This window comes from Burkholderia sp. KCJ3K979 (assembly GCF_016759955.1).
Lineage (GTDB): Bacteria > Pseudomonadota > Gammaproteobacteria > Burkholderiales > Burkholderiaceae > Burkholderia > Burkholderia orbicola.
In genome coordinates this window covers 1-23,127 of the sequence record NZ_JACFYV010000051.1, presented here as the reverse complement: position 1 = coordinate 23,127, position 23,127 = coordinate 1, and the positions used below count along the sequence as shown (strand labels likewise).

Sequence of the window (23,127 nt, the reverse complement as noted above, 5' to 3'; positions counted from 1 at the left end):
GCGCGGCGCGCGGGCCGCAAGCGAGCGGCGTGCACGCCGTCGCTTGCGCGCCACGCACGGTTACTGCATGGCGACCGTCGTGAAGTTCTGCCGTCCGAACGGACTCACGTGATAGCCGCTCACGTTCGTGCGCGTCAACGCGGCCGCGGTCGGGTAGCCGAGCGGGATCCACAGCGCCTGGTCGTGGATGATCTTCTGCGCGCTTTCATAGAGCTTCGCGCGCTTGGCTTGGTCGGCGGTCGACTTGCCGTCGGCGATCAGCTTGTCGAGCTGCGCATCGCAGAAGCGCGCGAAGTTGATGCCCGACTTCACCGCATTACAGCTGAACAGCGGCGACAGGTAGTTGTCCGGATCGCCGTTGTCGCCGGCCCAGCCCATGAACAGCATGTCATGCTGGCCGAGCTTCGCCTGCTTGATCAGCTCGCCCCATTCGATCACCTTCACCTCGGCCTTCACGCCGATCTTCGCGAGGTCGGCCTGCAGCAGTTCCGCGCCGACCTTCGGGTTCGGGTTCAGCACGCTGCCGGTCGGGCGCGTCCAGATGGTGGTCGAGAAGCCGTTCGGGAAGCCTGCCTGCGCGAGCAACTGCTTCGCCTTCGCGGGATCGTACGCATACGGCGCGACGTCCTTCGCATAGCTCCACGTATTCGGCGGATACGGGTTGTTCGCGGCCGTCGCGGTGTTGTCGAACACGACCTTCAGGTAGGTCGCGCGGTCGAACGCGAGGTTCAGCGCCTCGCGCACCTTGTCGTTGTCGAGCGGCTTCTTCTGCGTGTTCAGCGCGACGAACGCGGTCATGAACGCGGGCGTTTGCACGACCTTCAGCGCGCTTTCGCCTTTCGCGGCGAGCACGTCCTGCGGCTTCGGCGACAGCGCGATCTGGCATTCGCCGGCCTTCACCTTCTGCAGGCGCACCGACGGGTCGGGCGTGATCGCGTAGATCAGCCGGTCGACCTTCGGCTTCGCGCCCCAGTACGTCGGATTCGCGTCGTAGCGGATCAGCGCGTCCTTCGTGTAGCTCTTCAGCACGAACGGGCCGGTGCCGACCGGCTTCGCGTTCAGGTCGGCCTGCTTGCCGGCCTTCAGCAGCTGGTCCGCGTATTCGGCCGAGTAGATCGACGCGAAGCCCATCGTCAGGATCGGCACGAAGGTCGCGTTCGGCTCGTTCAGCACGAATTTCACCGTGCTGTCGTCGACCTTCGTGACCGACTTCACGAGCTTCACGAGGCCCATCGACTGCGCGTGCGGAAAGCCGCTCGCGCCGGCCACCTTGTGCCACGGATTCGCATCGTCGAGCATCCGCGTGAACGTGAACACGACATCGTCCGCGTTCAGCGCACGGCCCGGCTTGAAATAGTCGGTGGTCTGGAACGCGACGTTCGGGCGCAGGTGGAACGTGTACGTGAGGCCGTCGGCGCTCGCTTCCCATTTGTCCGCGAGCGCGGGCACGACCTTCTTCGCGGCTTCGTCGTAGGACACGAGTGTGTTGAAGATCACGTCGGCCGATGCGTTGGTCGTGACGAGCGAGTTGTACTGCACGACGTCGAAGCCGTCCGGGCTCGATTCCGTGCAGACGGTGAGCGGCTTGGCGGCGGCGAGGCCGGGGACGGCAAGGGCGGCGAGGGCCGTGGCCACGGCGGCCGCGGCGAACAGCTTGACGTGCATAGGATCTCCCACGTGGCGTGTGTTTTTCGCTGAATGACGGAGGCAGGCGCGGCCCGGAAGCGGGCAGGGCCGACGCGGCTGGCGAATAGCATACCGTCAAAGCGTGCGACGCGCGAAAAAAGGCGCCGGAACGCGGTGAATTGACCGAAAAACGGCTGCGTTCGCGACGGAATGCGTGTTGGGGCGGCGGTGTGGGCAGGTCAAGAGCGATGCGCGAGGCAACGGCGCCGAGACGGCGGTCGAACGCGAGGCGCTGAGCACATGCGTGGCGCGACTCGAGCGACGAAACAGATACGATCGCGCCAGCGATGCGTGACATGTGGTGCGCCACGGAGTCCGGAACGCGGGAACGCAAGAACGCAGAAACGCAGAAACGCAGAAACGCAGAAACGCAGAAACGCAGAAACGCAGGAGGGCGGGAATCCGCTCGGCTCCGCGCGATCCGACCGCGGCGATCAAGCCGCGCCCCGGCGCGAGACGTGCGCCGGGATCCACGACGCGCTCAGTGCGCGCCGGCCTTCGGCTTGCGCGGCGCCTTTTCGAACAGGCGGTCGTACAGCCAGCGCGGCAGCACGTGCAGCACCTTCGCGACGACGCCCATCTGCCACGGAATCACGCGGAATGCGTGCTGCCGGGCGATCGCGCGTGCCGCACGCGCGGCGAAGCGATCGGCGTCCATCAGGAACGGCATCCGGTACGGGTTGTGCGCGGTCATCGGCGTGCGGATGTAGCCGGGCGCGATCGTCACGACGCCGACGCCGGCCGGGCGCAGCTCGACGCGCAGCGCTTCCAGATACTTGATCGCGGCCGATTTCGACGCGCTGTACGCGCCGGAGCCGGGCAGGCCGCGCACGCCGGCGACGCTCGCGACGCCGACCAGCGTGCCGTGGCGCGCGGCCGTCATCGGGCCGACGAACGGCTCGAACGTCGCGACCATCCCGTAGTAGTTGATGTCCATTACGTCGCGGAACGCCGCGAGATCGCCCTGGCCCGTGACGGCGCCCTGGCTGATGCCCGCGTTCGCGATCACGACGTCGGGGCAGCCGTGCGCGGCGATGAACGACGCGGCGGCCGTCGCGAGCGCCTCGGCGTCGCGCACGTCGGCGGAATAGACGGAGATGGACAGCTTCGGGAACCGCCGCGCGAACGCATCGAGTGCATCGGTGCGTCGCGCGACGAGGGCGAGCGTGGCGCCCTGGCGGGCGTATTCCTCGGCCATCGCAAGGCCGAGGCCGCTCGACGCGCCGGTGATGAAGACCTTCAGCGGAGTAGTCATGCCGGCGCGCGGACGGGGATCAGAGCTTCTTGTCCTGAACCTGCTTCACGAGGAAGTCGAGCACCTGCGCGGTACCCGGGATGCTGTTCGTGTAAGCCGGGCCCGTCTTGTACTTGCCCTGGACGACGACCGTCGGCACGCCGTCGATCGCGTAGTCCTTCAGCAGCTTGGCCGACTGGTTCACCTCGCCCTGCACGCTGAACGAGTTGTACGCGTCCATGAACTTCTTCTTGTCGACGCCCTGCGTGGCCAGGAAGTCGGCCTGCGCCTGCGGCGTCAGCAGATAGTTCTTCTGCTTGTGGATCGCGTTGAAGATCGCCGGCGTGACCTTCTCGGAGATGCCGAGCGCGGACACCGCATAGAACAGCTTCGAGTGCGGGAGGAAATCGTCACGGAATGCGACCGGCACGCGCTTGAAGTCGATGTTGTTGCCCTGCTTCTTCACCCAGGCCTCGATCGTCGGCTCGAATTCGTAGCAGTGCGGGCAGCCGTACCAGAAGAACTCGATCACCTCGACCTTGCCGGCCGGCGCGGATACCGGCTGCGGCGACTTCATCACCTCGAAGTCCTTGCCGGAGGCCGGCGCGGCGGGCGAAGCCTGGGCGAGGCCGGCGGCCAGGCCCAGGGACAGAAGGAGCGTGCTAAGCAGTTTTTTCATGTTGTGAACGTCGAATCAGTTGCTCGGGTTACGGAACGTAACGGGTTCTGCGTGGGCTCGGCCGGTTGGCTTACTGCTTCGTGAAGCGGATCACCGCCGTGTCGACACCTGCATCGGACAGGCGCTGGCGGGCCGAGTTCATATCCTCGAACTTCGAGAACGGGCCGACCCGCACGCGGAAGTAGGTCACGCCGCTGACGTCGCGCTTCGACACCTTCGATTCGAAGCCCTGGAAGCCGAGGCGCGCACGCTGCTGCTCGGCATCGCCTTCCGTCTTGTACGCACCGACCTGCAGGAAGTAGCCGGTGTTCGCGTCGTTCGCGGTCGGCGGCTTCGCCGCTGCTGCCGCCGCGGCCCCGGCCGACGACGTCGGCTTCGGCGTGTTCGCGGCCTGCTGCTGTTGCTGCTGCTTCTGCGCGGCGGCTTGTTGCGCCTGCTTCTGCGCGGCGAAGCGGGCGAGGTCGTCCTCGCCGCCTTGCTGTTGTTGCTGCGCCTGTTGCGTCTTCTTCGGCGGCGGCGTGGTGTCGGCCGGCTTCGGGGCGACGGCGACGCCGTTGCCCGACGACGGCGTGTTCGAAGCGGTGGTGTTGCTCGAGCCGGTGGCGCCGTTCGTGTTACCCGACGGCGGCACTTCGACGATCTGCGGCTCGGGCAGCAGGCCGCCCTGGGTCTGGTTCGCGGCCTGGCCGGGCGCGGTGTTCGGCGGCGCCGATTGCGCGGCCTGCGGCACCGGCTGGCCCGGCGTCTTGCCCTGCAGCGCGCGGTTCGGGTCGAACTGCTGCGGCTGGCTCGCGCCGTTGTCGGCCGGCGGCGGCGCGACTTTCGACACGAACGGCGACGGCGAACGCGTGATGTAGAGCGCCACCACCACGGCGATTGCGAGGCCGACGATCAGGCCCAGCACGATTCCAAGAAATGTCCCTCCGGCTTGTTTCGACTGCTTCGAAGTTCGGCGTGGTTGTGCCATTGCTTGAGTCACCTGCAAAAAGAATCGTGAAAAGGCTGCGGCGGGCATCCGACGACGCGCATCCGACGACGGGCAACCTGACGGCGGCCGCTGCCGCAGCCATTCGCGGCCCGGTTCGGGGCCGCGCTGACATCCTTACATCTTGGCGGGCGCGGATACGCCGAGCACCGCCAGGCCGTTCTCGAGCACCTGCCGGGTCGCGGCGAGCAGCGCGGCGCGCGCATTGCGCGGCGCCTCGTCGTCGACCAGCACGCGCTCCGCATTGTAGAACGAGTGGAATTCGCCAGCGAGATCGCGCAGGTAGAACGCGACCGCGTGCGGCGCCAGCTCGTTCGCCGCGTGCGTGAGCATGTCCGGATACTCGGCCAGCTTCTGCATCAGCGACGCCGCTTGCGCGCTCGTCAGCTGCGACAGGTCGGCGCCCGGCAGTTGCGCGACATCCACGTTGTAGCGCGACTTCAGTTCGTTGAGCACCGAGCAGATCCGCGCATGCGCGTACTGGACGTAATAGACCGGGTTTTCGTCGTTCTGTTTCAGCGCGAGGTCGATGTCGAACACGAACTCGGTATCGGCCTTGCGCGAGATCAGGAAGAAACGCACCGCGTCGCGGCCGCGCGTGATGGTTGCCTCGTCGATCAGGTCGGGTGCCGCTTCCTGGCCCGCGGCCGCGCCGCCCGACCATTCGATCAGGTCGCGCACCGTCACGTAGCTGCCCGCGCGCTTCGAGATCTTCACTTCCTGGCCGTCGCGCATCACGGTGACCATCTTGTGCAGCACGTAGTCGGGATAGCCCTTCGGGATACCGATATGCAGCCCCTGCAGGCCGGCGCGCACGCGCGCGATCGTGCCGTGGTGGTCCGAACCCTGGATGTTGATCACCTTCGTGAAGCCGCGCTCCCACTTCGTCACGTGGTACGCGACGTCCGGCACGAAGTATGTGTACGTGCCGTCCGACTTGCGCATCACGCGATCCTTGTCGTCGCCTTCGTCGGTCGTGCGCAGCCACAGCGCGCCGTCCTGCTCGTAGGTCATGCCGGCCTTGACCAGCGCGTCGACCGTCTTCTCGACGCGGCCTTCGCTGTACAGCGACGACTCGAGGTAGTACTGGTCGAACTTCACGCCGAACGCCTGCAGATCCATGTCCTGCTCGCGACGCAGGTAGGTGACCGCGAACTTGCGGATCGCGTCGAGATCCTCGACGTCGCCCGTGCCCTTGACCGGCTCGCCGTCGGATGCGGCGACCGTTTCGCCGTTCAGGTAGTCGCGCGCGATGTCGGCGATGTACTCGCCGTTGTACGCGGCTTCCGGCCAGCCCGCGTCGCCCGGCTTCAGGCCGCGCGCGCGCGCCTGCGTCGAGATCGCCAGGTTGCCGATCTGCACGCCCGCGTCGTTGTAGTAGAACTCGCGGTGCACCGCGTAGCCCTGGCTCGCGATCACGTTCGCGAGCACGTCGCCGAGCGCGGCCTGGCGGCCGTGGCCGACGTGCAGCGGGCCGGTCGGGTTGGCCGACACGAATTCCAGCAACACTTGCTTGCCTTTCTCGCGATCCGACGTGCCGAACGCGCGGCCCTGCTCGAACACGGCGGCGATTACCGCCTGTTTCGCGGCGGCCGACAGGCGCAGGTTGATGAAGCCGGGCCCGGCGATCTCGGCGGCTTCGACGAGGCCTTGCGCGGCCGGCTGCGCGGTGAGGGCGGCGACGATCTGCTCGGCGAGCTGGCGCGGATTCGTGCCGAGCGGCTTCGCGAGCTGCATCGCGACGTTGCACGCGACGTCGCCGTGCGCGGCGACCTTCGGGCGCTCCAGCGTGATGGCCGGGGCGACGAATGCTGCGTCGGCGCCTTTCAGCGCGTGTGCGACCTGCTTGACGCTATCCGCGAGCAGGGCTTCGAGGGTCTGTTTGTGTGCTGGCAGCATGCTGGTAGAAGGCTTCGTTGGTGGCGGCCGGAAACGCCGGCCCGCCGGCACGCTTTTTAAGCGCGCGTTTCAGGGATCGCAGAATTTTAACAGGTGCTAATATGCCGCTCAGGCGGCCCGCGTCCGCGAGGCCGGACGCCGGTCTGCCGGCGTTCCCCAACCGCGCCGCGCAGGCACAACAAGATGAAAAGGGAATTGTCATGATTACGTTCAAGAGCAAGGCGGCACAGGATCTCGACGTGCTGAAGGATTTCGCCGTGTATGTGCTGGGTCTCGTCGGCAAGCAACTGGGCGAGCGCGGTGTGATCACGCACGACGAACTGGACCACGCGATCGCCAAGCTGGAAGGCGCGGTCGCGCAGGCGAAGCAGGAGCGCGCCGAGCACGCCGGCCATTTCCACGAGGACGAAGCCGACCACGCGCACCATGAAGTGCCGCCGAGCCTGGCGCAGCGCGTCGCGCCGTTCCTGACGATGCTGCGCGAAGCGAAGGCCGGCCAGGCCGACGTGCACTGGGGCTTCTGAGCTTCCTTCTTCCTTGCTTGGCAGATCGAAAGGTTCGCCAGACAGGAAAAAGCCCGCTTTCGAGCGGGCTTTTTCTTTTGTCTGATCAAAAGGCGGCCCGGCCGCCCGTTTGCGTCGATCAGAGTTGCGGCGCGAGCGCGCGGCGCGCGTCGTCCAGCGACAGCGCCATGCGTTGCGCGTAGTCCTCGAGCTGATCCTGCCCGATTTTGCCGACCGAGAAGTAGCGGCTGTCCGGGTGCGCGAGATAGAAACCCGACACGCTTGCCGCCGGCAGCATCGCGAGCGAATCCGTCACGCTCATGCCGATCTCGTCTGCGTGCAGCACGTCGAACATGTCGCGCTTCACGAGGTGGTCGGGGCAAGCCGGATAGCCGGGCGCCGGGCGGATGCCCGCGTACTTCTCGGCGATCAGCGCGTCGTTGTCGAGCGTCTCGCCGCTCGCATAGCCCCACAGCTCGCGCCGCACGCGCGCGTGCATCGCTTCGGCGAACGCTTCCGCGAAACGGTCGGCGAGCGCCTTCAGCATGATCGCGCTGTAGTCGTCGTGGTCGGCTTCGAACTGCTTTTCCTTCACGTCGACGCCGAGGCCGGCCGTCACCGCGAACATCCCGATGTAGTCGGCCACCCCCGACTCCTTCGGCGCGATGAAGTCGGCGAGCGAACGGTTCGGCCGCATCACGCCGTCGACCACCGGGCGCACGCTCTGCTGGCGCAGGTTGCGCCACGTGAGCAGCACTTCCGAGCGCGACTCGTCGCTGTAGATCTCGATGTCGTCGTCGTTGACCGTATTGGCCGGCAGCAGCGCGATCACGCCGTTCGCGGTCAGCCAGCGGCCCTGGATCAGGCGCGCGAGCATCGACTTCGCGTCGGAGAACACGCGCCGCGCCGATTCGCCGACGATCTCGTCGTTCAGGATCGCCGGGTACGGGCCCGCGAGGTCCCAGGTCTGGAAGAACGGGCCCCAGTCGATGTAGTTCGCGAGCTCGTTCAGGTCGTAATTCTTGAACACGCGGCGGCCGATGAACTTCGGCTTCACCGGCTGGTAGCCGGCCCAGTCGACCTTGGTCTTGTTCGCGCGTGCTTCGGTGAGCGTGACCATCGGCTGCGCCTTGCGGTTCGCGTGCTGGTCGCGGATGCGTTCGTAGTCGGACTTCAGCTCGTCGAGATACTTTGCCGCGCCTTCGTCGGACAGCAGGTTCGACGCGACCGACACCGAGCGCGACGCATCCGGCACGTAGACGACCGGGCCTTCGTAGTGCGGCGCGATCTTCACGGCCGTGTGCACGCGCGACGTCGTGGCGCCGCCGATCAGCAGCGGAATCTTCTTCACGCGGAAGTAGTCGTCGCGCTGCATTTCGGACGCGACGTACGCCATTTCCTCGAGGCTCGGTGTGATGAGGCCCGACAGCCCGATGATGTCCGCGCCTTCGACCTTCGCCTTCGCGAGGATCTCGTTGCACGGGACCATCACGCCCATGTTGACCACTTCGAAGTTGTTGCACTGGAGCACGACCGACACGATGTTCTTGCCGATGTCGTGCACGTCGCCCTTCACGGTCGCGATGACGATCTTGCCCTTCGCGCGCACGTCGCCGCCCGCTTCTGCGAGCAGGCGCTTTTCTTCCTCGATGAACGGGATCAGGTGCGCGACCGCCTGCTTCATCACGCGCGCCGACTTCACCACCTGCGGCAGGAACATCTTGCCCTGGCCGAACAGGTCGCCGACGATGTTCATCCCGTCCATCAGCGGCCCTTCGATCACGTTGATCGGACGGCCGCCGGCCGCGGCGATCTTCGCGCGCACTTCCTCGGTATCCTCGACGATGAAGGTCGTGATGCCGTGCACGAGCGCATGCGAGAGCCGCTTCTCGACCGGCTGGTTGCGCCACTCGAGGTTCTCTTCCTTCTTCGCGCCGCCTGCCTTGAACTTGTCGGCGATCTCCAGCAGGCGATCGGTGGAATCGTCGCGGCGGTTCAGGATCACGTCCTCGACGCGCTCGCGCAGCTCGGGGTCGAGATCGGCGTACACGCCGAGCTGGCCCGCGTTCACGATGCCCATGTCCATCCCGGCCTGGATCGCGTGATACAGGAACACGGTGTGGATCGCCTCGCGCACCGGGTCGTTGCCGCGGAATGAGAACGACACGTTCGACACGCCGCCGCTCACCTTCGCGTGCGGCAGGTTCTGCTTGATCCAGCGGGTCGCCTCGATGAAGTCGACCGCGTAGTTGTTGTGCTCCTCGATGCCGGTCGCGACCGCGAAGATGTTCGGGTCGAAGATGATGTCTTCCGGCGGGAAGCCGACTTCGTTCACGAGGAAGTCGTACGAGCGCTTGCAGATCTCGGTCTTGCGCGCGTAGGTATCGGCCTGGCCGGTTTCGTCGAACGCCATCACGACCGCGGCCGCGCCGTAGCGGCGGATCAGGTTCGCGTGGTGGCGGAACGCGTCCTCGCCTTCCTTCAGCGAGATCGAGTTCACGATCGCCTTGCCCTGCACGCACTTGAGGCCGGCTTCGATCACCTCCCACTTCGACGAGTCGATCATGATCGGCACGCGCGCGATGTCCGGCTCCGACGCGATCAGGTTCAGGAAGCGCACCATCGCCGCCTTCGAATCGAGCATCGCCTCGTCCATGTTGATGTCGATCACCTGCGCGCCGTTCTCGACCTGCTGGCGCGCGACGGCGAGCGCCTCGTCGAACTGGCCGTTGAGGATCATCCGTGCGAACGCCTTCGAGCCGGTGACGTTGGTGCGTTCGCCGACGTTGATGAAGAGCGTCCCGGGCGTGACGTTGAACGGCTCGAGGCCGGCAAGGCGCATCATGTGATCGGTCATGGCGGTGCGAATTCTTTTGATGAAGGACGGGGGCGGTCGGTCAGGCGTTGTCGCTGTACTGGTTCGGCCAGCGGCGCGGCTTCACGTCGGCGAGCGCCTTCGCGATCTCGGCGATGTGTTCGGGCGTCGTGCCGCAGCAGCCGCCCGCGAGGTTCACGAGCCCGGCCTGCGCGAATTCCTTCAGCAGGCCCGACGTGACGTCGGGCGTTTCGTCGAAGCCGGTGTCGCTCATCGGGTTCGGCAGGCCCGCGTTCGGGTAGCACGACACGTAGGTGTCGCACAGCTTCGCGAGCTCGGCGATGTACGGGCGCATCAGCGCCGCGCCGAGCGCGCAGTTCAGGCCGAACGTGAGCGGCTTCGCATGACGCAGCGAATTCCAGAACGCCTCGACGGTCTGGCCCGACAGAATGCGGCCCGACGCATCGGTGACGGTGCCCGAGATCATGATCGGCAGGCGCTCGCCGGTGTCCTCGAACAGCTCGTCGAGCGCGAACAGCGCGGCCTTGGCGTTCAGCGTGTCGAAGATCGTCTCGACGAGGAACAGGTCGACGCCGCCGTCGAGCAGCGCCTTCGCCTGCTGGTAGTACGACGTGCGCAGCTCGTCGAACGTGACGTTGCGCGCACCCGGATCGTTGACGTCCGGCGAGATGCTGGCCGTCTTCGGCGTCGGCCCGATCGCGCCCGCGACGAAGCGCGGCTTGTCCGGCGTCGCGTATTTCGCGGCCGATTCGCGTGCGAGCTTCGCCGATGCGACGTTCATCTCGACGACGAGATCTTCCATCCCGTAGTCGGCCTGCGCGACGGTCGTCGCGCCGAACGTGTTGGTCTCGACGATGTCGGCGCCGGCCGCGAAGTACTGGTCGTGGATCTCGCGGATGATCTGCGGCTGCGTGAGCGACAGCAGCTCGTTGTTGCCCTTGATGTCGCGCGGGAAATCCTTGAAGCGCTCGCCGCGATACGCGGCCTCGTCGAGCTTGTAGCGCTGGATCATCGTGCCCATCGCGCCGTCGAGGATCAGGATGCGCGATTTCAGCAGCGCGGGCAGGGCGGCGCCGCGCGTGTAGCGCGCGTCGAGCGGGACGGAAGCGGCGAGAGGAGTCGCAGACATGGGCGGAAGACCGGCGAAGACGGAAAACCGTCATTGTAGCCGGTGCATCAAGGGGGCGCGGGCCTTCGCCGTGCCGGCCTGGCGGCCTGCCAAACGAAAGCCCCCGCCGGCGAGCCGGACGGGGGCAGGATCGGAGTGCACGCGGCGCCGCGTCGATGCGCGGCGAAATGGCCCGGCCGCATGACGCGCCGGGCTGCGCTCGTCAGTGGAGCACGACGGGCATCATCATCAGGCTGTCGAATTGTCCGAGGAATTCGTCGACCTCGTCGAGCGACGGTTCATCCTCGATCAGCTGCTTCACGTGCGCGCGGAATCGTTCGGCAAGTTCGCCGTCGATGAAGATTTCGCGCTGCGCGTTCTTGTCGACGATTTCGTATCCGCCGGCATTCATCAGGTGATGGCCGGCCTGCGGCGCAAATTCGACGACGCAGTAGTTGGGGCTGTTGTAGATCATTTGCATGGCGGCACTCCTCTTCGCAGTGGCATCTGGCCTTGTTGTCCCCTAGGTGGGGCAAGCCTTGCCGGTTTCAAGGGGCTTGCGCTGCACACCCCGTTCTCCCGTTGCGTGGGGTGTATCGGTTAGAAGCCGATGTCTATCAAACGTTTCTCATTGTGAGCCGGTGGACTGAAATAGTTGTTAAAGAGTGTCATCGGCCATTTCCGGGAAATCTGTAATCGGTCGAAATTGCCGATTGGCGCGGATTCACGCGCGTTCACTGTGTGACAGTCGACGAGGCCGGTGGTTGCAGCGTCGCGGGCGGTGCCGCTTGCGCCGGTTCCGCTGGCGGCGCAGGCGATGCATCGGGTGTCGGAGCGGCGGCAGGCGCGTTCGTTGCGCCGCCGGGCGGCGCGGCATCGGCAGGCACGCTCGGTGCGACGAGGCGGCCGTGCCACAGCAGCTCGATCTGCGCCCCGTTCGGCTCGCTCTGCACGAGTCGCGCGGGCAGCCAGCCGAGCGACGGCGCGAGCCACATGTCGATGCGACGCGTGTCGCCGTCGCGGCGCGGCAGGCGCATGAAGTGCCGCGCCGCGATGACGCCGGCCTGCGTCTGCACCTGCTCGTCGCCGATCACGGTGATCGGCCAGGTCTCGCCGCTGTTGTTGTCGATCACGAAGAACTGCTGCGTGACGCCCGGCTTGTAGGCGGCGGGATTGCCGCGCACGAGCCCCGACAACTGCATCAGCATGCTGAAGCGGTCCTGCACGCCGTCGGGCAGCGGCGCGTTGTTCGGCGTGCGCGTGAACACCACCTGACGGATCTCGCGGTTGAAGATCGCGATGTCTTCCGGCCGCTTGCCGCGCTTCTCGACGTAACGGTCGGGCGCGACGCCGAACGCGTCGATGCGGCCTTCGCTGCGATAGGTGAACGGGCCCACGAACGGCACCGGCATCGACACCGACAGGTCGTACGTGTGCCCGTCGGTGCGCCAGTGGATCGTGCCGATCATGTTCTGCATGCCGTTGTAGAACGTGTCGTACTGCAGGTCGCCGGACGGCGGCGCGGCGAACTTCACGCCGCTCGTCGCGGGGCCGGGTGTCGCGGCGCTGGCGCCCGCGGCCGACGCGGCGTGTGCGGCCGAGGCGCCCGAAGCCCCCGGTGTGCCGTTCGCAGCGGATGCGGCCGCCGCCGGCGGTTCGCCGTGCTCGGCCGTCTGCGTCGACGTGAGGACCGGCTCCTGCGACGGCGCGGGTTTCGGCGGGGCGGCCTTGGGCGCGGCCGGTGCAGCCGGACGTTCGACCGGCTTCGGCGCTGGCGGGGCCGGCTGGCGCTCGATCGGCTGCGGTTTCAGCAACTCGATCTGCACGGGGATGTCGGCGGGCGGCGGCGGTGTGAACGATTCGCGGTTGCGCATCAGCCAGAAGCCGGCGAGCGCATGCAGCACCAGCACGACGACGAGTGCGACGCCCACGCGCAGCCAGCGGCGGGGCCGGGCGTGACTCGGGCGAAGGTCGGCAGGCTGCATGGGCATCGGAACAGGATCGGGCGCGTGGGTGACGTCGGGCGCGCGGCGCGCGCCACAGGAATCGGACCGTCGGATGCGCTGCGCGTTCGCGATGCGTGACGTGGCGTGAACCGGACGCGTCAGGCGTCGCGTGCGTCGGGACTATAGCCGAGTTCGTAAGACAGTTTCTGCGCGCAGGCGCGCAGCGCGGTGTCGATCTCGCCGCCCCACGCGATGTCGAACGAGCCTTCCTGGCCGAGCGCGACGATCGCGAGCGCGAGTTCGCCGACCGCGTCGAACACCGGCATGCAGAACGCGTGGATCGTCGGCAGCAGCATCCCCTCGACGCGCGCGGCCTGGTGCCGGCGCACGTCGGCGAGCACCGCATCGACTTCGTCGAGCGTGCGCGGGCCGCCGTGGTGCGGCGAGCGGCGCGTATCGGCGAGTTCGCGCTCGAGCATCGCGGCGGTTTTGCTGCGCGGCAGGTACGCGGCGAACAGCAGGCCCGTCGCGGAACCGAGCAGCGGCATCACGTCGCCGAGCTTCAGCGACGCCTTCGCCGGATGGCTCGACTCCATCCAGTGCACGATCGTCGGCCCCTGGTTGCCCCACACCGCGATGCCGACCGTCTGGTCGAGACGGTCGCGGAATTCGGTCAGCGCGATCCGCGCGAGCTTCACGCCGTCGACGCGCGCGAGCCGCGCGAGGCCCATCTGCAGCGCGAAGCCGCCGAGCTCGTAGCGGCCCGAGACGGGGTCCTGCGACACGACGCCGAGCCGCGAGAAGCTGACCAGGTAGCGATGCGCCTTCGCTGGGCTCATGCCCGCGCGCTGCGCGAGATCGCGCAGCATCATCGCGCGCGGCTCGCTCGTCAGCACGTCGAGCAGGCGGAAGCCGACCTCGATCGACTGAATGCCGGAGCGGACCTTCTCGCCGTGTTCGCCGGAAGCAGCGTCGTCGGTATCGGAGTCGGCGAGATCGTCGTCGGGAAGCGGGCTGGCGGGCATGGGCAGCGGGTGCGCGAAAATGCGACAGGAAACGGGGCGAAAACGGCGTGCGCGATCGTGGCGCGCCGCATGGATTCACCATCGTAAAATAGATTCCCTCCATCGTCACTACAACGGCAGATCCTCCCTATGAAACTTGCTTCGCTGAAGGACGGCACGCGCGACGGCCAGCTGATCGTCGTGTCGCGCGACCTGCACACCGCGGCGATTGCCGATGCGATCGCGCCGACGCTGCAGCGCGTCCTCGACGACTGGGCGTTCTACGCGCCGCAACTGCGCGACCTGTACGACGCGCTGAACCACGGCCGCGCGCGCAATGCGTTCGCGTTCGATCCGGCCAACTGCATGGCGCCGCTGCCGCGCGCGTTCCAGTGGGCCGACGGCTCCGCGTACGTGAACCACGTCGAGCTCGTGCGCCGTGCGCGCGGCGCCGAGATGCCGCCCGAGTTCTGGACCGATCCGCTGATGTACCAGGGCGGCAGCGACGATTTCCTGGGGCCGCGCGACGACGTCGTGTGCCCGTCCGAGGAATGGGGCATCGATTTCGAGGCGGAAGTCGCGGTGATCACCGGCGACGTGCCGATGAGCGCGACGCCCGACGACGCGCTGAAGGCCGTGCGGCTCGTCACGCTCGTGAACGACGTGTCGCTGCGCAACCTGATTCCGGCCGAACTCGCGAAGGGCTTCGGCTTCTTCCAGAGCAAGCCGGCTACCGCGTTCGCACCGGTCGCCGTCACGCCCGACGAGCTTGGCGACGAATGGCGCGAAGGCCGCGTGCACCGCCCGATGATCGTTCACTGGAACGGCAAGAAGGTTGGCCAGCCCGACGCCGGCACCGACATGGTGTTCCACTTCGGCCAGTTGATCGCGCACGCGGCGAAGACGCGCAACCTGCGTGCCGGCTCGATCGTCGGCTCGGGCACGGTGTCGAACAAGGACGCGAAGCGCGGCTACTGCTGCATCGCCGAGAAGCGCTGCCTCGAGACGATCGAGCACGGCGCGCCGCAGACCGAATTCATGCGCTACGGCGATACGGTGCGCATCGAGATGTTCGACGCAGCCGGCAAATCGATCTTCGGCGCGATCGAGCAGTCGGTCGCCCCGCCCGACGGCGCGGCATAAGCGGCGCGGTACGCAACGCGCCGGCGACACCCGGCTTCGGCCCGCGCGCCGGGTTTCGCCCGATGTTTGACCGCGCGGGCTTGGCTACACTCGATTCAAGCGTTCGAGCGCCTCGAACAAGGAGCAGCAGATGGCCGATCTTGCCGCGTACGGCGGTTACGAAGCACTGAAGGTGACGCGCCGCGACCATGGCGTGCTCGACATCGTGATGAGCGGCGAGGGCGTGAACCGCAGCGGCCTCGCGACCGCGAACGCGCGCATGCATCGCGAGCTCGCCGACATCTGGCGCGACGTCGATCGCGATCCCGACACGCGCGTCGCGGTGATCCGCGGCGAAGGCAAGGGCTTTTCGGCGGGCGGCGATCTCGCGCTCGTCGAGGACATGGCGAACGATTTCGACGTGCGCGCCCGCGTGTGGCGCGAGGCGCGCGACCTCGTCTACAACGTGATCAACTGCAGCAAGCCGATCGTGTCGGCGATGCACGGCCCGGCCGTCGGCGCAGGGCTCGTCGCCGGGTTGCTCGCCGACATCTCGATCGCCGCGAAGGATGCGCGCATCATCGACGGCCACACGCGGCTCGGCGTCGCGGCCGGCGACCACGCGGCGATCGTGTGGCCGCTCCTGTGCGGGATGGCGAAGGCGAAGTACTACCTGATGCTGTGCGAGCCCGTGAGCGGCGAGGAGGCCGAGCGGATCGGGCTGGTCTCGCTCGCGGTCGAGCCGGCCGACCTGCTGCCGAAGGCATACGAAGTGGCCGAGCGGCTCGCGCACGGTTCGCAGTCGGCGATCCGCTGGACCAAGTACGCGCTGAACAACTGGCTGCGCACGGCCGGCCCGACCTTCGATACGTCGCTCGCGCTCGAATTCATGGGCTTTTCGGGGCCCGACGTGCAGGAAGGCATCCGTTCGCTGCGCGAGCGGCGCCCGCCCGCGTTCCCCGGCGACGCGCCGTTCTGACGTGCGCGCTATGATCGAACCACGCGCGGCTGCGCGACGCACGGCGGCCGCCTCGCTCCCCCAGTCAACCAGGATGCCCGTATGACGACCGATGCCTCCGGCGCCAACCCTTTCGCCGGCTTTGCCGGGTTCCAGCCCGCCGACATGATGGACCGGATGTGGGACATGATGCGGATGTCGCCGTTCGGCGGGATGGCGCCGTTTCCGGGCGCCACGCACGGGCTGCCGCCGTCGCTGTCGAGCATGTCCGACATGATGTCGCCGCTCACGAACGTCGAGGAGCTCGACAAGCGGATCACCGATCTGCGCGCGGTCGAGCAATGGCTGAAGCTCAATCTCGGGATGCTGCAGTCTGCGATCCAGGCGCTCGAGGTGCAGCGCGCGACGCTCGCGACGCTGCGCGCGTTCGGCGCGTTCGCGCAAAGCTCGATGTCGGCGGCCGAGGAAGCGGCCGTGGCCGCCGCGCAGGCCGCGAAACCCGCGTCGGCGGGCGAGGCCGCACCCGATGCCGCGGCGTCCGCGGCGGATGCGTCGGCGGGCGACCCCGCGCAGCAGTTCGACCCGGCCGGCTGGTGGAACCTGCTGCAGACGCAATTCAATCAGCTCGCGAGCCTCGCGATGGCGCAGCCGGGCATGCAGCCTGCCGCGCCGGGCGCCGCGCCGCCGGAGGCCGCCACCGCGCCGGAGCCCGCCGCGAAATCCGCCGCGGCCGCATCGCGCAAGCCCGCCGCGAAGCGTGCGAAGCCGTCCGGTTCGGCCGCGGAGCGCGCGGCGGCCGCTTCGTCGCCCGAAACGCGTCCGCCGAAGCGCTCGACGTGATGCGGCGCAGGTAGCAGGTCGATCATGCGACTCGCGCTCGTTCTGATGGGAGGCGGCGCGCGCGCCGCATACCAGGTCGGCGTGCTGAAGGCGCTGGCCGAGATCGCGCGCGAGGCCGATCCGCAGCGGCACACGCTGCCGTTCGCGGTCGTGTGTGGTTCGTCGGCCGGCGCGATCAACGCGACGTCGGTCGCGAGCCACGCGGACGACTTTTCCCACGGCGTGCGGCGCCTGCTCGAATTCTGGGAGCCGTTGCGCGCCGACTACGTGTATCGCACCGACTGGCTCGGCATCGCGGCCGCCGGCGCGCGCTGGCTCGCGACGATGACGTTCGGCTGGGCGGCGCGCCGCTCGCCGCGCGGGCTGCTCGACAACACGCCGCTCGCGCATCTGCTGCAGCGCGAGCTGAGTTTCCACCGGATCGAGCAGATGCTCGAGGCGCGCCTGCTGCATGCGCTCGCGATCACCGCGCTCAGCTATTCGAGCGGCCGGCACCTCACGTTCTACCAGGCCGCCGAGCCGATCCAGGCGTGGCGGCGCGCGCAGCGCACCGCGCGGCTCGTCGACCTGTCGGCGTCGCATCTGCTCGCGTCGTCGGCCATTCCGTTCGTGTTCCCCGCCGTGCCGCTCGTGCTCGACGGGCAGATCGAGTACTTCGGCGACGGCTCGATCCGGCAGATCGCACCGCTGTCGCCGGCGATCCACTTCGGCGCGGACCGGATCGTCGTCGTCGGTGCCGCCGATCCGCGGCCCGAGATTCCGGCCGCGAACGGCGCGGGGCGGCCCCGTGGCTACCCGAGCCTCGCGCAGATCGGCCAGCAGGTGCTCGCGAGCGTGTTCCTCGACTCGATCGGCTCGGACATCGAACGGATCGAGCACATCAACCGGATGATCGAGCACCTGCCGCACCAGGTCGAGATCGACAGCGGCTGGCGGCACGTCGACGTGCTCGCGATCGCGCCGTCCGAGCGCATCGAGCTGATTGCCGCGAAGCACCTGAAGCAGATGCCGGCGACGATGCGCGGGCTGCTCGGCGCGATCGGCGGCAGCCAGCCGGCCGGCGCGTCGTTCGCGAGCTACCTGCTGTTCGAGGAGGCCTTCACGCGTGAGCTGATCGAGCTCGGCTACCGCGACGGCCGGGCGCAGCGCGAGACGCTCGCCGGCTGGATCGCTCAGGCGGACGGCAGCAGCGCACCGGCGGCCGGCACACCGCCGGAAGGCGGCCTCGCGGCCGGCGAAATACGGGTCTGACACGCGCAGGCGCAATGTAAGGTTGCGTTTTCGCGACGGTCAGGCGCGACCGATCGCCGCACCGCGGTTGGCGGCGCGCGACCGGGCAGGCGTCTCGGAACCGTCATGCACGCGTGCTATCATGGCCGCCGCCGTATACACCATATCGAGCAGCCCGCCGATCCGGCATCCGCACGGGACCTTTCGGGGAACCCGCCTGGGGCAGGGGACGGGCGCGCCAACGAGCCGGCCAGCGCCGGCCCCCACTCAGGCAAGCGCGACCGGCCTCCGTCGGAACGGAGCGGGTTGCGGCATGCCCAACGGCGGCAACGCGGCCGCCTGGCTGCCGGACGAGGAATCAGCGTCCGGCGGCCGGTTTCCCGCGTAAAATTAGAGTCTTGGCTGCAAAAAGCGCGCGCGGCGCGCTGGCGCGGCAACAGTCACGTTTAGAGAAGTCGCATTGCGCAGAACAGGGGTGGGACCATCATGAACACCATGCTTTATCCGGAACTTTACAGGTCGCTCGAAGCTGTCCGCTGGGACATGGAGAAGGACATTCCGTGGGACAAGTTCGACGCTTCGCTGCTCACCGACGAGCAGGCGAAGACGATCAAGATGAACGCGATCACCGAATGGTCGGCGCTGCCCGCGACGGAAATGTTCCTGCGCGACAACCAGCACGACAGCGACTTTTCCGCGTTCATGAGCGTGTGGTTCTTCGAGGAGCAGAAGCATTCGCTCGTGCTGATGGAATACCTGCGCCGCTTCAAGCCGGAGATGGTGCCAACCGAAGAGGAACTGCACGCGGTGCGCTTCCAGTTCGATCCGGCGCCGCCGCTCGAGACGCTGATGCTGCACTTCTGCGGCGAGATCCGTTTGAACCACTGGTACCGCTGCGCGGCCGACTGGCACACCGAGCCCGTCATCAAGCAGATCTACGAAACGATTTCGCGCGATGAAGCGCGTCACGGCGGCGCGTACCTGCGCTACATGAAGAAAGCGCTGAACAACTGCGGCGACGTCGCGCGTGCCGCCTTCGCGAAGATCGGCGTGCTGATGGCGTCGGCGCGCCGCACCGAGAAGCCGCTGCACCCGACCAACCTGCACGTGAACCAGGCGCTGTTCCCGCGCGACACCGTGCAGTCGCGCCTGCCCGATCCGGAATGGCTCGAGCGCTGGCTCGACGAGCAGATCCGTTTCGACGGCGAGTGGGAGAAGAAGGTCGTCGAGCGGATCCTGCACAACCTGTCGATCCTGTTCGAGCGCACGTTCGCAACCGCGCAGGAACTGAACCGCTACCGCAAGGAAGTCACCGGCCGCCTGCAGGCCGAAAGCGGCCCGTCGTCGGCCGCGCAGCCGGCCTGAGGCCGGCACAGGGGCCGCCGTCGGCGCGAGTCGTGTCCGGTTCGCGCCCGGCTCGCGGCACCGTGTCGCGCTCGTCGCATGAAGCCCGCCCGGCCGGTCCGGCGGGCTTTTTATCGGGTGCCGCCGTCGCGCGCGCCGTCGTTCATCCCGTCCGATCTCCATCATGTCCGCCACTTTCGAACGCAAGCTGATCACCCGTGATGCCCTCGTCGCGCTACGCGCATCGCTGCCGTCGCCCGTCGTGTTCACCAACGGCGTGTTCGACATCCTGCATCGTGGTCACGTCACGTATCTCGCCGATGCGAAAGCGCTCGGCGCCTGCCTGATCGTCGGCGTGAACAGCGACGCGTCGGTGCGCATGCTCGGCAAGGGCGACGACCGGCCGATCAACCGCGAAGAGGATCGCGCGGCGCTGCTCGCGGCGCTGGAAAGCGTCGACTGGGTCGTGACGTTCGCGGAAAAGACGCCCGTGTCGCTGATCGAGGCCGTCCGTCCGGACATCCTCGTGAAGGGCGGCGATTACGACATGGACGCGCTGCCGGAATCGGCGCTCGTGCGCGGCTGGGGCGGCCGGGCGCTGGCGATTCCGTTCGAGCACGATCGCTCGACCACTGCGCTGCTGAAGAAGGTGCGCGCGCAACAGTCTTGAGCGCGACGCAGCGCCGTCACGGGGCGGACGCCGCGAGCGGTGCGGTCGTGACGGCCGGCGCCGCGATCGGGCCGCCGACGACGGGCTGGTCGGTCGCCCGCACGAGCGGTGTCACGCGCAATGCGTCGGGCCGCACCTGCCGCGACAGCACGCCCGGTTCGCGCGGGCCGGCCGCGGGCAGCGGCCCGAACATGCCGCGCGCCACCACGAACGCGAGCATGTTGGCGAGAAAGAGAACAGCGATCAGCCAGCGCAGCATCGTCGAAACTCCTTGTCGTCATTGACGTGATTCACGTCGTTCAGTCGAGCCGGCCGCATGGCCGGCTTTTTTCATGGCTTTCGTTGACCGTTCGTGCGGACCGCTGGCGCGGCACCGCGCGTAGTGCATCGTCGGCGTGACGTGGGCCGGTCGGGCTCACTTTGGCCTGCGTCGCGACGTGCCGGCGCGATGCCGACGCTTTTGCGTCAATCCTGCGTCGTTGCCGGCGCGGCCGCGTCTGTTGCGATCAGCGCGAGCCCGGACAGGATCAGCGCGTCATGCCGCGTATGCGCGACCGTCAGCGCACGCGCGACGTCGTCCGCCGCACCGCCTGCCAACACGAGCCGCACGGGCGCCTGCCACGCCGCGACGAGATCGCGCCACGCGCGTTCGATCAGGCCGGCCTGCGCGTACAGGCAGCCGGCCGACAGCGAGCGTGGCGTATCGATCTGGAACGGTTCGGCCTGCGCGCCCGCGAGCAGGCCGCTGGCGATATCCGTGGTCAGCGTCGGTAACTGCGCGGTGTGCGTGCCGAGCGCGCGCATCATCAGCGCCCAGCCCGGCGCGATCAACCCGCCCGTGAAGCGGCCGTCCGCGCGCAATGCCTCGAGCGTCGTCGCGGTGCCGAACGTCGCGATCAGCAGATGCTCGCCGGGAAACGCCGCATGCGCGCCGATCAGGCCGGCCCATCGGTCGCTGCCGAGCTGTTCGGGCGTCGTATAGCCGTTCGTCACGCCGCATTGCGCGGGCCGCGCGCGGATCGTCGTGCGCGGCAAGCCAGGCCAGCGTGCGTCGAGCAGCGCGTCGAGCCGTGCGGCCACGTCGGCGCCCGCGACGTTCGAGATCCACGCGCCGCGCGGCCGCGGCAGGTGCGACCAGTCGGGATCGGCGCCGCCGTCGCGCGTATGGCCGAACGCGCCCGTGTCGACGAGCGAGCGCCGCGCGTCGGCGAGTGCCCACTTGATCCGGCTGTTGCCGGCATCGATCAGCAGGTGCGGTTCGCTCATTGCGCTTCGCGCAGCGACACGTCGCCGGCCGCGATCGTCTGCACGCCGGTCGGCGTGTCGAGCAGCAACTGACCGGTCGCGTCGATGCCCGTCGCGATGCCGCGCGCGCGCTCGACGCCCTGTTCGAGCAGCACGACTTCGCGGCCCGCGTACGCGTGCAGCGCGTGCCAGCGCGGCAGGAACGGCGCGAGGCCGTCGGTGCCGAACTGCGCTAGGGCGGGCGTGAGCGCGTTCAGCGACGCGGCGAGCGTATCGGTGAGGTTCGCCGACGCGCACACGATCGACAGCGCGGCGGGCGGCAGGCCGCTCGCGAGCGTCGCTTCGCGCGCGCGCAGCGCGTCGACCTGCGCGGCCACGGCTTCCGCGCCGCGCACGTTGATGCCGAAGCCGATCACGACGGCGGTGGCGTCGGCGGTGGTCCAGACGGTTTCGATCAGGATCCCGGCGAGCTTGCCGACGATGCGCGGCGTGCCGTCGTCGTCGGCCGTCAGCAGCAGGTCGTTCGGCCATTTGAGCGCGACGCGCGTGCGGGCGTCGAGCGGCAGCGTGGCCAGCCCTTCGGCGAGCGCGACGCCGATCGCGATGCTGAGGCCGCCGAGCGCATCGACGGCGCGCGGCACGATGCAGCCGACCGAGCACAGCAGCGCATTGCCGGGCTGCGCGAACCACGGGCGGCCCTGCCGGCCGCGGCCGGCCGTCTGCTCGAACGCGACGCGCACGAGCGGCGCGGGCAACGCGTTCGCGCTGCGCGGCAGCGCCTTGAGCCGGGTCGCGACGTCGGCGTTGGTCGAGCCGGTGGCGGCGACGATGTCGAGCGGCCACGCGCGCGGCGCGGCGTCCAGGTGCGCCTCGAGCCGGTTGCGCGCGATGTGCGCGTCGCCGGATTCGGGCGTGTCGGAGGAGGTGGGGGCGTTCATGGCGCCTATTGTAGCGACAGGGGGCGTTGGCGCGCGCCGGACGGCGCGCCTAACCTGCAGGACGACACGGCGTGGCTTGGCGCTGCATCTCTATCTGCGCTCCAGCGCCTTGATGTCCTCTTCCGACGTCATCTTGCACGCGAGCGGCGTCCTGCCCTTCAGCGCCGGGCCTTGGCGGGTCGAAACGAGGATTGGTGCGCCGCCGACGGCTCGCAGATGACGCATGTGACGCAACCACCGTTCGGCCAGGTCACGCCCACGCGTTCCCCAGCCGAACGGCCGTCACGGCGCGACGACCGGGTGCTTCAGCGCGTGCGCGGTCTCGATCCACTGCGCGTGGAACTCGTCCGCGTCGGGCCGAAGCCCGAGTTCGCCGTTGCGATAGGCCATCGCGAGCGTCTGCACGGCTTCCGGCAGCTCGTGCTCGGCGGCGCGGCGATACAGCGCGAGCGCGCGCACCTCGTCGCGCGGCACGCCGCTGCCGTCGCGGAACGCGTTCGCGAGCATGAAGTCGGCGGCCGGGATGTCCGCGCGCGACGCGATGTCGAACCAGTGCGCGGCCTGCACCGGGTCGGCCGCGATGCCGTAGCCGCTGCGGTAGATCAGCCCGAGGTAGTACGCGGCGGCCGGGTCGCCCTGTTCGGCCGCTGCACCGAGCAGCGCGCGGGCGCGCACATAGTCCTTCGGAATGTCGCCGCTGCCGAGCAGCAACGCCTTGCCGAGCGCAAGCTGCGCGCGCCGCGCGGCCGGCGCGTCGGCCTTGCCCTCCGCCGCCGCGGCCGTTTCCAGCCAGCCGCGCCCCTCGTCGCGCAGCCCTGGCTCGTGCGCATCGACGAGCGCGATGCCGAGCGCCGCCTGCGCGGCGCCCGAGCCGCGGCGCGCGAGCGTGCGCAACTGGGC

At 68.5% G+C, this 23,127-nt stretch carries 21 protein-coding genes; 7 read left to right on the top strand and 14 right to left on the bottom strand.

What is annotated here, in order from left to right:
• Positions 1-60: 60 nt before the first annotated feature.
• The 5 genes from H3O04_RS14085 to argS all read right to left on the bottom strand — a co-directional run bounded on the left by H3O04_RS14085 (position 61) and on the right by argS (position 6,483).
• Positions 61-1,665 carry an ABC transporter substrate-binding protein gene (locus H3O04_RS14085; protein WP_054928094.1) on the bottom strand — a complete coding sequence of 535 codons (1,605 nt, stop codon included), beginning with the start codon at positions 1,663-1,665 and terminating at the stop codon, positions 61-63.
• A gap of 502 nt (positions 1,666-2,167) precedes the next feature.
• Complete coding sequence (locus H3O04_RS14080; protein ID WP_077180394.1) at positions 2,168-2,941, bottom strand: SDR family oxidoreductase; 774 nt, start codon at positions 2,939-2,941, stop codon at positions 2,168-2,170.
• Between the two features lie 19 nt (positions 2,942-2,960).
• Positions 2,961-3,599, bottom strand: coding sequence for a thiol:disulfide interchange protein DsbA/DsbL (locus tag H3O04_RS14075; RefSeq protein ID WP_012329316.1), 639 nt, complete (start codon positions 3,597-3,599; stop codon positions 2,961-2,963).
• Between the two features lie 70 nt (positions 3,600-3,669).
• Positions 3,670-4,566, bottom strand: coding sequence for an SPOR domain-containing protein (locus H3O04_RS14070; protein WP_027809035.1), 897 nt, complete (start codon positions 4,564-4,566; stop codon positions 3,670-3,672).
• A 135-nt stretch (positions 4,567-4,701) separates the two neighbouring features.
• Positions 4,702-6,483: an arginine--tRNA ligase gene (gene argS, locus H3O04_RS14065; protein ID WP_006477662.1), complete on the bottom strand. Its 1,782-nt coding sequence runs from the start codon at positions 6,481-6,483 to the stop codon at positions 4,702-4,704.
• Between the two features lie 200 nt (positions 6,484-6,683).
• Here argS and H3O04_RS14060 point away from each other — a divergent pair, with 200 nt between their 5' ends.
• Entirely contained in the window at positions 6,684-7,007 is a 324-nt protein-coding gene (locus tag H3O04_RS14060; RefSeq protein ID WP_006489103.1) for a DUF1840 domain-containing protein, read from the top strand.
• A 118-nt stretch (positions 7,008-7,125) separates the two neighbouring features.
• Here H3O04_RS14060 and metH read toward each other — a convergent pair whose 3' ends face one another.
• The 5 genes from metH to H3O04_RS14035 all read right to left on the bottom strand — a co-directional run bounded on the left by metH (position 7,126) and on the right by H3O04_RS14035 (position 13,901).
• Positions 7,126-9,843 (bottom strand): methionine synthase, encoded by a 2,718-nt coding sequence (gene metH, locus H3O04_RS14055; RefSeq protein ID WP_077180393.1) that lies wholly within the window; start codon positions 9,841-9,843, stop codon positions 7,126-7,128.
• Positions 9,844-9,883: 40 nt separating this feature from the next.
• Positions 9,884-10,951 (bottom strand): homocysteine S-methyltransferase family protein, encoded by a 1,068-nt coding sequence (locus tag H3O04_RS14050; RefSeq protein ID WP_006477666.1) that lies wholly within the window; start codon positions 10,949-10,951, stop codon positions 9,884-9,886.
• Between the two features lie 202 nt (positions 10,952-11,153).
• Positions 11,154-11,411, bottom strand: coding sequence for a BTH_I0359 family protein (locus H3O04_RS14045; protein WP_006477667.1), 258 nt, complete (start codon positions 11,409-11,411; stop codon positions 11,154-11,156).
• 253 nt (positions 11,412-11,664) lie between these two features.
• Positions 11,665-12,921, bottom strand: a complete 1,257-nt coding sequence (locus H3O04_RS14040; protein ID WP_202587900.1) for a DUF3108 domain-containing protein — start codon at positions 12,919-12,921, stop codon at positions 11,665-11,667.
• Positions 12,922-13,034: 113 nt separating this feature from the next.
• Positions 13,035-13,901: an IclR family transcriptional regulator gene (locus H3O04_RS14035; protein WP_011546324.1), complete on the bottom strand. Its 867-nt coding sequence runs from the start codon at positions 13,899-13,901 to the stop codon at positions 13,035-13,037.
• A 129-nt stretch (positions 13,902-14,030) separates the two neighbouring features.
• Here H3O04_RS14035 and H3O04_RS14030 point away from each other — a divergent pair, with 129 nt between their 5' ends.
• The 6 genes from H3O04_RS14030 to rfaE2 all read left to right on the top strand — a co-directional run bounded on the left by H3O04_RS14030 (position 14,031) and on the right by rfaE2 (position 20,044).
• A complete protein-coding gene (locus tag H3O04_RS14030) occupies positions 14,031-15,023 on the top strand; it encodes a fumarylacetoacetate hydrolase family protein (protein WP_027812546.1) in 993 nt (330 codons plus the stop codon).
• Between the two features lie 130 nt (positions 15,024-15,153).
• Complete coding sequence (locus H3O04_RS14025) at positions 15,154-15,981, top strand: enoyl-CoA hydratase/isomerase family protein (RefSeq protein WP_202587899.1); 828 nt, start codon at positions 15,154-15,156, stop codon at positions 15,979-15,981.
• Between the two features lie 81 nt (positions 15,982-16,062).
• On the top strand, positions 16,063-16,800 hold the full coding sequence (locus tag H3O04_RS14020) for a PhaM family polyhydroxyalkanoate granule multifunctional regulatory protein (protein WP_202587898.1): 738 nt from the start codon (positions 16,063-16,065) through the stop codon (positions 16,798-16,800).
• A gap of 24 nt (positions 16,801-16,824) precedes the next feature.
• The gene (locus H3O04_RS14015; RefSeq protein ID WP_202587897.1) at positions 16,825-18,051 is read left to right on the top strand and encodes a patatin-like phospholipase family protein; all 1,227 of its coding nucleotides are present in this window, start codon (positions 16,825-16,827) and stop codon (positions 18,049-18,051) included.
• 465 nt (positions 18,052-18,516) lie between these two features.
• Positions 18,517-19,395: a diiron oxygenase gene (locus H3O04_RS14010; protein WP_011353352.1), complete on the top strand. Its 879-nt coding sequence runs from the start codon at positions 18,517-18,519 to the stop codon at positions 19,393-19,395.
• Positions 19,396-19,558: 163 nt separating this feature from the next.
• Positions 19,559-20,044, top strand: a complete 486-nt coding sequence (gene rfaE2 / locus H3O04_RS14005) for a D-glycero-beta-D-manno-heptose 1-phosphate adenylyltransferase (protein WP_069620197.1) — start codon at positions 19,559-19,561, stop codon at positions 20,042-20,044.
• 16 nt (positions 20,045-20,060) lie between these two features.
• Here rfaE2 and H3O04_RS14000 read toward each other — a convergent pair whose 3' ends face one another.
• From H3O04_RS14000 to H3O04_RS13985, 4 genes are all read right to left on the bottom strand, one after another.
• Positions 20,061-20,303: a hypothetical protein gene (locus H3O04_RS14000; RefSeq protein WP_011546319.1), complete on the bottom strand. Its 243-nt coding sequence runs from the start codon at positions 20,301-20,303 to the stop codon at positions 20,061-20,063.
• Between the two features lie 206 nt (positions 20,304-20,509).
• Positions 20,510-21,310 (bottom strand): type III pantothenate kinase, encoded by an 801-nt coding sequence (locus H3O04_RS13995; protein ID WP_175788684.1) that lies wholly within the window; start codon positions 21,308-21,310, stop codon positions 20,510-20,512.
• Positions 21,307-22,227, bottom strand: a complete 921-nt coding sequence (locus H3O04_RS13990) for a biotin--[acetyl-CoA-carboxylase] ligase (RefSeq protein ID WP_006477677.1) — start codon at positions 22,225-22,227, stop codon at positions 21,307-21,309. Before H3O04_RS13990 ends, H3O04_RS13995 begins: the two co-directional genes overlap by 4 nt.
• Positions 22,228-22,509: 282 nt before the next feature.
• A partial coding sequence (locus H3O04_RS13985) for a tetratricopeptide repeat protein (protein ID WP_202587896.1) occupies positions 22,510-23,127 on the bottom strand: 618 nt, incomplete at its 5' end.

Coding starts and splice junctions, on each gene's coding strand:
- H3O04_RS14070 (WP_027809035.1), bottom strand. CDS start 4,566: ATGGCACAACCACGCCGAACTTCGAAGCAGTCGAAACAAGCCGGAGGG.
- H3O04_RS13995 (WP_175788684.1), bottom strand. CDS start 21,310: ATGAGCGAACCGCACCTGCTGATCGATGCCGGCAACAGCCGGATCAAG.
- rfaE2 (WP_069620197.1), top strand. CDS start 19,559: ATGTCCGCCACTTTCGAACGCAAGCTGATCACCCGTGATGCCCTCGTC.
- H3O04_RS14075 (WP_012329316.1), bottom strand. CDS start 3,599: ATGAAAAAACTGCTTAGCACGCTCCTTCTGTCCCTGGGCCTGGCCGCC.
- H3O04_RS14080 (WP_077180394.1), bottom strand. CDS start 2,941: ATGACTACTCCGCTGAAGGTCTTCATCACCGGCGCGTCGAGCGGCCTC.
- H3O04_RS14085 (WP_054928094.1), bottom strand. CDS start 1,665: ATGCACGTCAAGCTGTTCGCCGCGGCCGCCGTGGCCACGGCCCTCGCC.
- argS (WP_006477662.1), bottom strand. CDS start 6,483: ATGCTGCCAGCACACAAACAGACCCTCGAAGCCCTGCTCGCGGATAGC.
- H3O04_RS14030 (WP_027812546.1), top strand. CDS start 14,031: ATGAAACTTGCTTCGCTGAAGGACGGCACGCGCGACGGCCAGCTGATC.
- H3O04_RS14040 (WP_202587900.1), bottom strand. CDS start 12,921: ATGCCCATGCAGCCTGCCGACCTTCGCCCGAGTCACGCCCGGCCCCGC.
- H3O04_RS14050 (WP_006477666.1), bottom strand. CDS start 10,951: ATGTCTGCGACTCCTCTCGCCGCTTCCGTCCCGCTCGACGCGCGCTAC.
- metH (WP_077180393.1), bottom strand. CDS start 9,843: ATGACCGATCACATGATGCGCCTTGCCGGCCTCGAGCCGTTCAACGTC.
- H3O04_RS14025 (WP_202587899.1), top strand. CDS start 15,154: ATGGCCGATCTTGCCGCGTACGGCGGTTACGAAGCACTGAAGGTGACG.
- H3O04_RS14020 (WP_202587898.1), top strand. CDS start 16,063: ATGACGACCGATGCCTCCGGCGCCAACCCTTTCGCCGGCTTTGCCGGG.
- H3O04_RS13990 (WP_006477677.1), bottom strand. CDS start 22,227: ATGAACGCCCCCACCTCCTCCGACACGCCCGAATCCGGCGACGCGCAC.
- H3O04_RS14035 (WP_011546324.1), bottom strand. CDS start 13,901: ATGCCCGCCAGCCCGCTTCCCGACGACGATCTCGCCGACTCCGATACC.
- H3O04_RS14045 (WP_006477667.1), bottom strand. CDS start 11,411: ATGCAAATGATCTACAACAGCCCCAACTACTGCGTCGTCGAATTTGCG.
- H3O04_RS14010 (WP_011353352.1), top strand. CDS start 18,517: ATGAACACCATGCTTTATCCGGAACTTTACAGGTCGCTCGAAGCTGTC.
- H3O04_RS14060 (WP_006489103.1), top strand. CDS start 6,684: ATGATTACGTTCAAGAGCAAGGCGGCACAGGATCTCGACGTGCTGAAG.
- H3O04_RS14000 (WP_011546319.1), bottom strand. CDS start 20,303: ATGCTGCGCTGGCTGATCGCTGTTCTCTTTCTCGCCAACATGCTCGCG.
- H3O04_RS14015 (WP_202587897.1), top strand. CDS start 16,825: ATGCGACTCGCGCTCGTTCTGATGGGAGGCGGCGCGCGCGCCGCATAC.